Raw genomic sequence first — 12,808 nt, 5'->3', positions numbered from 1 at the left:
TATGTATTTTATCAATGACAAATTATACTCACCAAGGAGTATTATGATGAGTCATTTCTATTTATCAAATATACATATTTTATAATGAAATAAATCTAGCGAAAGATACTGAAATTTTCAATTTACGACTTCTATTTAAATGATAAAACAGTATTAATGAAGCAATTGAATATCATTAATGAATAGTGCTCAGCTGCTTTCAGATATATAAAATATAGCTTATATTTCTTTTTCAGGAGGTTGTTATGAGTAAATTAATATTGCCGTTAATATTGTTTAGTTTATTAAGCACTGTACTTTGCTCCATATCATTCCAGTCAAGTGCTCATGGTTATGTTATTACTCCACCAAGTCGTTCATATATGTGTTTTGTTCGTGATTACAGTGGAAATCAGAAAACACCAGACAATTTGAATTGTGGAGATGGGCCTACTTACTATCCACAAAGTTTGGAAGCGTTGAAAAACTTCCCTGCATCAGGTCCTGTTGATGGAAATATTGCCAGTGTAGGTGATATAGCATTCGCCCCTCTTGACGAGCAAACCCCTGATCGTTGGAAGAAAACTGAGTTAAAAACAGGATCAAATAAGTTTACATGGTTTTTAACCGCGGCACATAAAACGACTAACTGGAGATACTTTATAACTAAAACAGGATGGGATCAGTCAAGCCCTTTAACTAGAGCATCTTTTGATTTAACACCATTCTGTCAACGTGATGACAATGGAGCGGCGCCTCCATTGGCAACTCCGATTGATTTCCAATGTACTATACCTGCTGATCGTACAGGCTATCATGTTATTTTAGCTGTATGGGATGTATATGATACTACAAATGCTTTTTATCAGGTTATCGATGTAAATCTCACTAAGTAAGCTTTAGTGTGATATATATAAAATAAATATGTCAATGGATACATAATCGTTTAATGATTAAGTTGTATTTAAATGATAAACTGTATAATTAAAAAATAACTTATTATATATTATAGCCTTTTTTATATTGTAATTTGAAGTAACCCCCAATAGTTAATTGACTAATTATCTGGGGGTTTTATGTTAAAAATAGCCTGAAAGTGAAAGTGAATTGTTTATAATCAATGTTTTTAGGTTAAATTCCTAGTGGTAATGGGCTAATTTCAAAGCTATATTAAAATAAAGCATTACCAGAAAAGTAGTAACTATATAATTTCTTGTTATTAATTAATGATTACTAAAAATAATATTATTTTATTTACTCTAAAATATAGAGAGTGCTAGTGTACTAAATACTAACCAGCACTCTCTTATATTAAATTAAAACTCTTTTGTTGTGCAACGGCTCAATGCTAATCGTAACCCTGCACCTATCTCTTCCGTTGAATGATCAAGCGATAAAATGACATGTTTTGATTCACCAAGTCCTTCCCACCCCTCCCATTTTGAATGGTTGGTAGGAGAGATGTTAAGTTGATTGTTTAACAGAAAAACAGAGCAACTTAGCATATTAGCGAGTAAATGACGTTTAGAACGATATTGATAATCCAGTTTTAGTTGATTTAGCCATCTATTCCATTTTTCTTTCATATTTTCTGGGTTAAAAAGAATATTATAATCTTCATCGTTTATTTGAGTATTACTTCGCTTAAGAGCACACAGCAATTTTTCACCAAGAACCTGCTCCGTACTGTCCAATGGCAATATAATAGAAGGAAAGTCAGGGTCAATAGTCACTAGTCCATATCCAGATTCGGTATTTATGCAAATAAATTTATCTGTCATAACGATACCAGCACAATATGCTTGATTTTGAATGAAATTCATTGTTTTACCTGTGTTGTTTTTACTTCAATGCCCATATTTTTCCCATAGGCTACAGCTCGATTGATTTCTATCCATTGAGTTCGAGTAGTAGATTTTGGAATAGCTAGCCATATCTCTCTTTTTGCTATCATGCCTGATTTTAGATTAAAGCCTGAAATTGAATATTGATCAAATTTTGCCGCACTATCAATATTTCTTTTAAGCGTACTATAAATTTGCTTTGGTTGAGACAGTTTACTTAATGTTTGTGTATCCATACTTTTGGCGCTTATCGCCAATTTCTCTTCGTGATAGAAAAAATCGAATGTTTTAAATTTTTTGGGTAATCTAGCTCGTTGAGGGAGGGTTGCCGCAATGGCATCTTCCCAAGCAATCCCCTGTTGATTTATTGAACCACCTTGTCCTACCCATTTCATACCAATTTCAGAGGCTGAAATGGTTTTTATGGCTGAATTTCGGCTAAAGTAGTTGATAGCAAAATTGCTCAGATCTCTCGCTAATAATCCACCACTGACCAGCAAGGCTTGATTGTCTGGCTCAGCAATAAAGGAAGCAAATTTCACCCAAGTTGGGGATTGTATATCGATCAGAGCTAAATCTTGAGCGTTCCAATATTGAAGATAGTGTTTTGCGAGATCATTGCGCATGACATCTGCGCCGAGATAGCTTGCCCAATAAGGGCGATCGGCTAAAGCAAAGGCATTTTCAATTTGTTGTCTTGTTACGCCTTGGGCGACTAATGGACGGTCAGCTATTTCACTCTCTAAGTTACTCGTGTTTTGATTACTGAATGCGGCATATTTATTGATGATAGTATTTTGGCAGGTTAGGTTATCACCACATCTTTGCATCTCACTGTCAAAGTCCATCGCTAATTCATGAAGCAAATGATTGAAGCGAAATGTATTTTCAGCCGCATTAGCGCCACTATAGGCACCACCTGCATCTCCAGTGAAAATAGCACCAGCAAATCCGCCTAAAACGCGAGATAATTGAGCATGTCTTTCAGTAGTTTGTTTCCACTCCTTTTCATTAATTAGATTATTATCTAAAGTTATGCCTGCTAATTGCGCTGCTAAGCTGCCAACTACCGCGCCTTTCACGTTTCCACCGGCAACTTCAGCACTAATACCAGAAACAACCGAGTGACTTAATACTTTCCCTGTATGGCCTAAAATTTCGCCATTATCGCCAATCAGTTTGGCTCCTTCGGCATGAATTTGATTGCCGATATTACTTAACAGTGCATTTTTAAAGTTATCGCTAAAATTTCCACCTTGGATAGCGGTATTGATTGTCGAGCTGATCGTTGATTGAGCGGCAACACGTTGTGCAACCTTACCCCAGTCACCATTACTTAATAACGGTAAACTGCTATTGCTAGCTGCGCCGTCGGTAAAACCCATTTTGACATCTAAGCCATTGAGGGCGCCGGAGACTACCATCTGGGCAATAATGGATTTAACGGTGTCGCTTTGTCCTAACGTTTTTAGTGTTTTTGATAAGTTGCCTTTATTTTCAGCGAGTGCAACAGCGGCTTGCGTGCTTAGTGCTGTCATTCCTGAATATGCGGCACCAGATATCATGGCTCCTGTTGTTCCCGTACTCCCTGATGCTGCCCAAGCAGAAAACTGTGTTGCTGTACCGGACGTCATTGCAGCTACCGAGATCATGATCAAAGCAGACGCAACAGGGTTTAAATGCTGGCTTTGATAATCCCAACTGTCATAGGCATCTTGAACTAAATTCCATTGCACATCTGTGCGATCTTTTAGTCCTACAAGCCATTTTGTTCCTTCAGTTTTTCCTAATGCATTTAACGCATTTTGCAGACTCAGTGCGTTTTGGGCTTTAATATCTGCGGTTATACCTTCTGTGGCTTCGACTGTTAGCTGACCACCAATATGTAATGCAGGTAGTACCCATTTATCTGCGGTATAGCCTTTATTACGCTGAGTAATATAAAAGCCATTCGACTTAGAAATTTCTTGTGCAAAGGTTGAGTTTTTGACGGTTTTAAAATTAACACTGCCTGTTTGACTGGTGATTTGAGCATTATTTTGCGTACTAATTTTTGACGCTTCTAAGGTGACATCATCTTTTGCTAATAGATTAATATTGCCACCGGCAGTAAATTCAGTGACTTTATTGGTGGTTTCATGATGAGTGTTTGTCACTTCTCGTCTAGTGATGCAAAGCGTCCAGCGGTTGCATTTTTTGTGTCGTTCTTCGTAATGGCTGGTTTCTTCCATGGCTTGTGCATAGAGATAGCCACCGTTTGCTGCGATATCGAGAAGCCCATTGGCCACTAAACGGGAAGCTTGAAATAAAATGCTGCCTTCAGAAACGATGGAAAGGTTTTTGCCACTGCTAATTGTGGTGCCTATTTGGCCATATAAATCTTCTAAACGCTTTCCTTCTTGTTTACGGTAATGAGTCTGTACTGACTCAAGGCGGGTATTTCCACCACTAGAAATAAGTATGTCATTTGATGATTGAATCGAGCTGCCTTGTGACGTAATTGCGCCATTAGAGGCAAGTGTGACACCGTTATTTCCAGTTATTGACGTGGTAAGGTGCTGAACATCTTGCCAATCTTCATTTGGTGTTGCGAGGGCGGAATAAGGTGTTGTCGTGAGTTTCATATCACGACCTGATAATGACGTGATACGAGCTGTAGATTGTAATAATGCCGATTTTAAATCGATATCACGCGCAGCATTGAGTGTGATATCACCATTAGCAATTAGTTTAGAACGAAGTTCTGGATAGCGATTGGTTTTGAATAAATGATGAACATTATCGATGGCTTTTGATGCCAATTGAATATCTTGACCTGCATTGAAGGTGAGAGAACGACCACTTGTGAAGGTTATTCCCTGTGCTTCAATATTTTTTCCAGCAGTAAACAGCATGCCATGATCGCTTTCCCATAGACCTATTTTAGGCATTAACTCCGTTGTCACTGTCGTGATATTTACTGGGTCTAAATTGATAAGATCCAATTCATTGCGATTAATAATGATATTTTCATTGGCGATTAGGTTAAATTTATTACTTTTATTTATTTGAGTATTATCAAAGGTAATATTTTTCCCTGCTTGAAACATAAGACTATTCGAGGCATTGATGGATGGGAGAACCAATTGATTATCGTTAAATGCGGATATTGGATTTAATGCATACTGAATATCACCATTTTTAGCGATAATAGTGCTATCTCTTGCGGCTAAATTGGTTTGGTTAAGATTAATATTATTATGAGCGATTAGGCTTTGTGAATTAGCTGAATTTAGGTTTGCATTATCAATATTGATATTTTGATTTGCAATGATAGAAAGGTCATTGGTTGATTGTAAATGGGTTGAAATATTGACATTATTAGCATTGAATACCATATTTTTGGCTGTAATCGCTGCTAGAGCCGTTCCTATTTGTGTTATTTTGGTTATTGGCTTTTCGGCGTTAGGTAGTTTGCTCTCAATGTTAATTGTATTTTTAAAATCAAGAACAATATTGTTTCCGGCAGATATGGATTGATAATTTAAGGCGTCAGGAGCCCAAGAATAGAATTTATCTATTAATTTGAAGTCTAAGGGTTCACTCACATAAAATATATCGTAAGTTCCATTATCATCATTTTCATCTGCAAACTTCCCTAAATCTTTATAAGAGGTATCATATTTATACCAAAGGTCTAATTTACCTGAGTTAAACGCGGAAATAGATGCATTTTGCCCCGTCAATATCACATTATTTTTTACGGTAATTTTTCCAAAATCATTCACTAAATCATTTGCATTAATATAGGCGTTTTTCCCTGATGCTATAACGCCAATACTCCCTTGGTTTATATATTGTTTTCGCTCAACATTAATGCTGTCACTGTTGATTAAATCGATTTTCCCGAACCATTTTTTATAAGGGAAACTCTCTAATCGAGGATAGAGTGAAATAATCGATACAACACCTTGCCTTTTTCCAAAGTGAGAAGAGACAAAATCTTCACTATCGTTAGTTGTTGCATTGATGTTGGAAATTTTTATGGTGGATGTATTCGCCGTATTTGCCAGTTTTTTTGTCCGAACTACCAAATCCCCCGCATTGGTCTTTATCGTCCCAGATTTATTTTCAATTAAGGTAGCTAAATCACCACTGGCATTTTTTTGCACCCACAAATTATTTTGCGCTTGAATAAGAGTATCTTTGCCTGTATTGCTCATCGTATCAGCAAAGACTCGCACATCTTTGCCTGAAATAATTTGGCCATGATTAGTTAAGGTATTTGTCGCTAGGGTTATATCTTTTTGTGCGTTGAGTTTTGTGTTTGTATTAATATGTAAGTTTTTAGCACTAACGTTTATTTCATTTTGAGATTGAAGATCACCTGCAATCGTAATTTTTCCATCAACCGTCATGGTTAGGTTATTTTGATTGGCTTGGATATGGCTAAGGTTTACACCAACTCCAGCTTCAGTACTCACTAGGCGCACTTGGTTTGCATACATACCACCAAGCGCTCTGGTATCTATAGATATATTAGGTTTAGCACCTTCACTTGTTAAAGGGGTAATCGAACCATTTTGAAAATCGATTCGGTTAGCACCTTGCATTAAAGTGAGATTTTTTGCTTTTATTTGGCCATTGAGTTCTGTCGCTCGGCTCATAATATCTGCGTAGTCTTGTGCCTCTGCATTCATGCCTTGGGGGTCAATAATCACGCTACCTTTTTTTACTTCAATAGCAAAGAGACCGCCATCGCTATTAATGATAGGGTTACCTGTGGTTAATGTAATGGCTGGGGTATTGGTAAAACTGCAACCATTACATGTAATTCCATTAGGATTGGCTATTAAAACATTGGCTTGTTTCCCAACCACTTCAAGCTTTCCTTGCAATTGGGAATGTGCATTTCCAGTGACTTCATTGATAATGAGATCAGCAGCTTTGCCATTTAAATTAGTATTTTTTGTTATCTGTCCAGCTAATTGAGAGTTAACATTATTGATAGTGTTATTAAGAACAGCACCTTGTTGATTGACGTTGAATGTTTGGAATTTATTATGAGAAATACCAATATTATTTGGTGTTGCAATATCAATAATCGGAATATTATTTTGTTGCCTAACTTGGGTATTATTATCTGCTAATGACAAAGCAGTACCCCAAGCAGGATGAAGAGGATATATAGCGGTGAGATAGATAATACTATAGCCTAACCATCGTTGTGACCGAGAGATATTTTTTTTAGGCATGAAGACTCCTATAAAATAAGATGTTAAATAGCAAACGAAATAGACCAATACATGGCCCAGTTATCAGGCTTAAGAAATGAGGGATACGACAGTGGTTTGCTGATTAAAAATCGTGAAGCAAAATGTGAATCGCCAATGAAAGAAACGCCAGTAGCCCCACCGATTAACGCGTTAGGTTCAATTTGATATGCATCAGAAGCAATCAAGCCATAATCTAGTGCGGCAAGAAGATGCCATTGACCTATAGAAGTATTTGCAATTTTGCTATTGAGTTCATTACGCCAATAAAATCCGCAATTACCACTGAGCGATTGCTCTTGATAGCCTCGAACAGAATATTGACCACCAATATTTATCCGCTCGGCACTATAGAGGTTATCTGTGGTGTATTGGCCATAAAATGAGGTCAAATAGAAGATATTTTGATTTAAATATATTTGATAACTTGAACTTAAACTGGCTTTTCGATAATGGCTACGAGGGGAATCCTTTGCGATAGTATCTGGTGAAGCACCCAAAATTGATATTCCCCACTCAAAAATAGGATTAAATGTAAAATAACCATTGCCAAGTATTGTGCTGTATTGAGGGCTTAAATTAATAGATGAAAGCGTAGGACTACTGATTTCTAATGTTTGTTGTGCTAATTGCGTATTGACGTTTTTATGTTTAAGTGAACCTTGAAGGGTGAGCCTTTGTTTGCTATCTCTATAGACTAAGCGGCTAATATCTAATTGTTGGTTAGTATTTTTTCCTTCATAAGGGTAAGACGTATTGGCGATGTAAAATGGTTGTCGTGTTTTATTTTGATATAGTTGGTAATGATAAGACCAATAGCCATAAGGGACATAAAGGCTTGCGGCATAGTAACGACTGTAATGAGAGTGGGTGATATCACGATCTGTATTAATTGAAAATGCCCATTGTTCGCCAAGCCCAAGCAATGAGTCTACAATTATGCTTCCTGTGATTAATTGTTTTCCTGTTGCTCTGATACCTGAATTATCGATGTTTAATTGCCCACTTAAAGGGACTTTTGCTGATTTCTTATAAACAAATATTCGTGAATATCCATTTTTATGGCTTGGTTGAATATCAATAGTATATTTTGCTGATGAAGAACGATTTAATTGTTCAAGTCCTTGCTCTATATCCCGTAAATTTAATATTGCACCCACATAATTTGGAAAAATCATTTTGGCTAAGCGGGGAGGCGAGTTTTCTATATCGATGGATCTTATCTTTCCTTCAATGACAGTTATGATGAGTTTTTGTTTAGTGAGATCTTGTTCTGGAATAAAGGCTTGAGAAGTGACATAACCCTGTTTAATATAATAATTAGTAATAGTGTTAGCTAAGCTTTTTATTTTACTTAAAGATAAGCAGCGGGACTGATAGGAAGAAGTTAGTTTTGATTTTATTGAGGGGGATAATAATGTGGCTCCTAATATATTTGTGTTTTCAATATAAAAACAAACATCATTAGTTTTTTCATTAACAATTTTATTATCAAGATTTAAGTTTTGCTGATTTTTAAGTTGATGACGCTGATTGAATTCGGATTCTAAACGTTGTTTTTGCTCAAACTGTACACTATCACGACTGATAGGTTTCGGTTCATTTATTGCGTGACTATGACTATATTGGCTAAATGATAATGTCAGCAATATTATTAAAAATATAACTTTTTGTTGGTGCATTTTTAGGCTCGTTAATTAATAAGAAATCAAATGAGGGTGTTATTCTTATATTGAAGGTTTGCTGTCTAACTGTTTTTTATTTTTATGTTATGTCTTTAACTATGGTTATATCAACATTAAAATGTCTGTAATTTATCTTATAATTACATGTAATTTTATTTATTGTGTTTTTATTTAATTGTTAGTTTGGATAAATCTCATAATTAGATTTTTTCTGTTATAGCTTGAGAACTTGTTAAGTAACAAAAAGTATCATTGAACATATACTCAAAATAATTCGAGTTACAGGTAGGGACAAGCGAAGATAGTCGGGGAGTACAGATAAACTATGTGGCTAGACACTTTAAAGGCTATGTTTAGCTAATCAGGTCGGGTTAGTATGTCTATCTAGTGGATCTTACTGACTAATTTGTTATGTTCCTGTTTATTCTGTGTAAAAGGCAATTTTGGATCGTTATCCCGTCATTCTTGTCAACTCGGATCGATTAAAACAGAGTAAATATTGTTTTTGGCATAAATGCTACGTAAAAATATTTTCATTAAAACATCATTTTTATGTCATATAGTCGCTAATTGTCACTTTTGTAATGGAGCGGGAACGCTCTAGGCTAAAGGGATTGCAGAGTTATCCACTATTTCTGTGGATAACCTTGTGAATTAGATCTAAAAAAGTAACCGTATCCAAGGTGACAAGCGGCTTCGCCTTTATTTGCTGTGATTTCAGGCTTATAAATAATAATCATAAAATACAATTAGTTATATAAAAGCAATACAGAAATCGAGATTTGAGATAGGATCAAAAATGGCCTCAGCATAAAATATATAAATCAATTCAGGTCAAGTAAAATTTTGGGGATAACCTTACTTTGTCGTGAGATAAATATATTAGGAGAGAATATTTAAAATAGGGGCTTGAAGCTGGTTTTTTATCCAGTATTATAGGAAGGGTAATCGGCTAAGAGGCATTATTGATGAGTAAAGAATTCAAGTTGTATTCTGATTTCCAACCCGGAGGGGATCAACCCGAAGCTATTCGTCGGCTTTCTGAAGGGTTGGAAGATGGCCTCGCACATCAAACCTTACTTGGTGTAACGGGTTCAGGTAAAACCTTTACTATTGCTAATGTAATTGCTAAAGAAAATCGACCAACGATGTTAATGGCACATAACAAAACGTTGGCTGCGCAGCTGTATAGTGAAATGAAGGCTTTTTTCCCTGATAATGCAGTGGAGTATTTTGTTTCCTACTATGATTATTATCAGCCTGAAGCATACGTGCCTAGTTCTGATACCTTTATCGAAAAAGATGCGTCTGTCAACGAACATATCGAGCAGATGCGTTTGTCAGCAACAAAAGCCTTACTGGAACGCCGTGACGTGATTGTGGTCGCTTCAGTTTCTGCTATTTATGGTCTTGGTGATCCTGACAGCTATTTAAAAATGATGCTGCACTTAACTGATGGGATGATTATCGATCAGCGCTCCATTTTACGCCGTTTAGCTGATTTACAATACACGCGTAATGACCAAGCGTTCACGCGTGGTACTTTTCGTGTCCGTGGTGAAGTGATTGATATTTTCCCCGCAGAGTCTGATGAATATGCACTTCGTGTCGAGTTATTTGATGAAGAAGTGGAGCGCCTGTCGCTGTTTGATCCGCTAACAGGGCAAATTCAGCATCGTGTACCACGCTTTACGGTTTACCCGAAAACACACTATGTGACACCAAGAGAGCGGATCCTTGAGGCGATGGAGCAGATCAAAATTGAGCTGGCTGATAGGCGCAAAGTGTTGCTAGAGAATCATAAGCTACTTGAAGAACAGCGGATAACGCAACGGACTCAGTTCGATCTGGAAATGATGAATGAGTTAGGTTATTGCTCTGGTATTGAAAACTATTCACGTTATCTATCTGGCCGTGCACCGGGCGAGCCGCCACCAACATTATTTGATTACCTACCTGCTGATGGTTTATTAGTTGTGGATGAATCTCACGTTACCATCCCACAAATTGGTGCTATGTATAAAGGCGACCGCTCACGTAAAGAAACTCTAGTTGAGTATGGGTTCCGCCTGCCTTCTGCTCTGGATAACCGCCCAATGCGTTTTGAAGAGTTTGAAGCCCTTGCGCCACAAACGATTTATGTATCAGCAACGCCGGGTAACTATGAAATTGAGAAATCAGGTTCTGAAGTTATAGAGCAAGTGGTAAGGCCGACAGGTCTATTAGATCCGGTTATTGAGGTTCGCCCTGTTACGACTCAAGTTGATGACTTGCTGTCAGAAATCCGTATTCGAGCGCAAAAAAATGAACGGGTATTGGTCACAACACTGACAAAACGCATGGCAGAAGATTTAACGGAATACCTTGAAGAGCATGGTGAGCGTGTGCGTTATCTCCATTCTGATATTGATACGGTTGAGAGGGTCGAAATCATTCGTGATTTGCGCTTGGGAGAGTTTGATGTGTTGGTGGGTATCAACCTACTCAGAGAAGGGCTTGATATGCCAGAAGTATCACTGGTAGCGATTTTGGACGCTGATAAAGAAGGTTTCTTGCGCTCAGAACGTTCACTCATCCAGACAATCGGTCGTGCTGCACGTAACTTGAATGGTAAAGCGATTTTGTATGGAGACAAAATCACGAATTCAATGGATAAAGCGATTAAAGAAACAGAGCGTCGCCGTGCAAAGCAAATGGCCTTTAATGAGGAACATGGCATTGTTCCACAAGGTTTGAATAAGAAAATTGGGGATATCTTACAGATTGGCCATAAAGTAGGTGGCAAATCCAAAGGCCGTGGTAAAGAAAGTGTCAAAACAGATAAACGTGATGATATTCAATTACTATCCACCAAAGAGCTGGAGCAACGCATTTCACAACTTGAAGCACAAATGTATCAACATGCACAAGATTTGGAGTTTGAGGCCGCAGCGAATGTTAGGGATCAGTTGCAGGAACTAAGAGAACGCTTTATTGCAAATTCATGATCAACCTGTTTTGCCGTAAAGTTATAACGATGTTAGAGGCTAATTGGGCGGCTTGTAGCAATTAGCCTTTTTACTGATGAGTTAAAACAAGCGTACAGTTTCTTCTATAGCCTGCAAAAGTAATTTACGATCATGGCGATAAGGAATATCATCGGCTTCAAGTACTCGTTGAGTTACTAAGCGATCATGGCGAATAGGTTCAATATTCGTTCTTGGACCCACGATCACCGCATTAATTTTTTTGCAGCCAATATGTTGTTCCATCATTACCAATTTTTCTTTTAAGGTTAGGCTGGCGGCTGATGTACTGAGTTCTTTACCAAGGTTGCCGATATAAATCATTGGGGCTTTACATTCACGTAATGCATTGGTGATCTCATCAAGTAACAGTAATGGCATCAGACTAGTAAAGAAGCTTCCAGGACCAATTAAAATTAAATCAGATTGATGGATTGCCTCAATCGCTTCTGCGGTGGCTTTGACTCTAGGGTATAAACGCAGTTCTTGAGGTAATTCAACGAGAGCATCGACATTCACTTCGCCATAGACTTCATTACCCATATCATCAATAGCCATTAAATCAACAGGAGATTCTGACATTGGGATCAGTTTTGCTTCCACTTTTAGCATATTGCGGATCAAATTAATGGCTTCAAGAGGTCGTACACTTAGGTGATCTAATGATTTTAACATTAGGTTACCTAAGTTGTGGCCTGAGAGCTCACCATTACCACTAAAACGGTATTCAAACATTGCTGAGGCGATAGACGGTTCTGTTATCAATTGATTTAGACAATTGCGCATATCTCCCCACGCAATTCCCCCCTCTGCACGGCGGATACGACCCGTTGAGCCGCCATTATCTGTAGTGGTTACAATACCTGTTAATCGAGAACCTAAAGAGGAGAGAGAAGACATTACACGACCAAGCCCATGTCCGCCCCCAAGAGCGACAACATGCCTAAAATCCGTCAGACTGCTATTTGGCATAGTGTTCCTATATTCGTTATTTTTCCAAAGCCACGGTCATTATACCGTGTTATTACATTATTCGGTCTAAT

General features: G+C 37.5%; 6 protein-coding genes. 2 read left to right on the top strand and 4 right to left on the bottom strand.

The window, feature by feature from the left end; all coding sequences use genetic code 11:
- The first annotated feature begins 245 nt into the window (after positions 1-245).
- Positions 246-875 carry a lytic polysaccharide monooxygenase gene (locus M1E96_RS15280; RefSeq protein WP_140180638.1) on the top strand — a complete coding sequence of 210 codons (630 nt, stop codon included), beginning with the start codon at positions 246-248 and terminating at the stop codon, positions 873-875.
- A 420-nt stretch (positions 876-1,295) separates the two neighbouring features.
- Here M1E96_RS15280 and M1E96_RS15275 read toward each other — a convergent pair whose 3' ends face one another.
- The 3 genes from M1E96_RS15275 to M1E96_RS15265 are packed head-to-tail and all read right to left on the bottom strand — an operon-like array spanning position 1,296 to position 8,757.
- Positions 1,296-1,802 carry a contact-dependent growth inhibition system immunity protein gene (locus M1E96_RS15275; protein ID WP_272581065.1) on the bottom strand — a complete coding sequence of 169 codons (507 nt, stop codon included), beginning with the start codon at positions 1,800-1,802 and terminating at the stop codon, positions 1,296-1,298.
- On the bottom strand, positions 1,799-7,057 hold the full coding sequence (locus M1E96_RS15270; protein WP_369427197.1) for a DUF637 domain-containing protein: 5,259 nt from the start codon (positions 7,055-7,057) through the stop codon (positions 1,799-1,801). Before M1E96_RS15270 ends, M1E96_RS15275 begins: the two co-directional genes overlap by 4 nt.
- Positions 7,058-7,080: 23 nt before the next feature.
- The gene (locus M1E96_RS15265; RefSeq protein ID WP_337979537.1) at positions 7,081-8,757 is read right to left on the bottom strand and encodes a ShlB/FhaC/HecB family hemolysin secretion/activation protein; all 1,677 of its coding nucleotides are present in this window, start codon (positions 8,755-8,757) and stop codon (positions 7,081-7,083) included.
- A gap of 971 nt (positions 8,758-9,728) precedes the next feature.
- On the opposite strand from M1E96_RS15265, the gene uvrB reads away from it, so the two are divergent.
- Positions 9,729-11,747, top strand: a complete 2,019-nt coding sequence (gene uvrB, locus M1E96_RS15260) for an excinuclease ABC subunit UvrB (RefSeq protein ID WP_272581062.1) — start codon at positions 9,729-9,731, stop codon at positions 11,745-11,747.
- An 81-nt stretch (positions 11,748-11,828) separates the two neighbouring features.
- Here the strand turns inward: uvrB and yvcK are convergent, their stop codons facing one another.
- Entirely contained in the window at positions 11,829-12,737 is a 909-nt protein-coding gene (yvcK, locus tag M1E96_RS15255) for a uridine diphosphate-N-acetylglucosamine-binding protein YvcK (protein ID WP_070924995.1), read from the bottom strand.
- Positions 12,738-12,808: the final 71 nt, after the last annotated feature.

It is taken from the genome of Providencia sp. PROV236 (assembly GCF_033676985.1).
GTDB lineage: Bacteria > Pseudomonadota > Gammaproteobacteria > Enterobacterales > Enterobacteriaceae > Providencia > Providencia manganoxydans.
The sequence above is the reverse complement of the archived record's forward strand: the minus strand, read 5'-3'. Positions and strand labels throughout refer to the sequence as shown.

Bases quoted from the DNA above. Each gene is read 5' to 3' on its own strand.
- M1E96_RS15280 (WP_140180638.1), top strand. From the start codon at position 246: ATGAGTAAATTAATATTGCCGTTAATATTGTTTAGTTTATTAAGCACT.
- M1E96_RS15275 (WP_272581065.1), bottom strand. From the start codon at position 1,802: ATGAATTTCATTCAAAATCAAGCATATTGTGCTGGTATCGTTATGACA.
- M1E96_RS15270 (WP_369427197.1), bottom strand. From the start codon at position 7,057: ATGCCTAAAAAAAATATCTCTCGGTCACAACGATGGTTAGGCTATAGT.
- M1E96_RS15265 (WP_337979537.1), bottom strand. From the start codon at position 8,757: ATGCACCAACAAAAAGTTATATTTTTAATAATATTGCTGACATTATCA.
- uvrB (WP_272581062.1), top strand. From the start codon at position 9,729: ATGAGTAAAGAATTCAAGTTGTATTCTGATTTCCAACCCGGAGGGGAT.
- yvcK (WP_070924995.1), bottom strand. From the start codon at position 12,737: ATGCCAAATAGCAGTCTGACGGATTTTAGGCATGTTGTCGCTCTTGGG.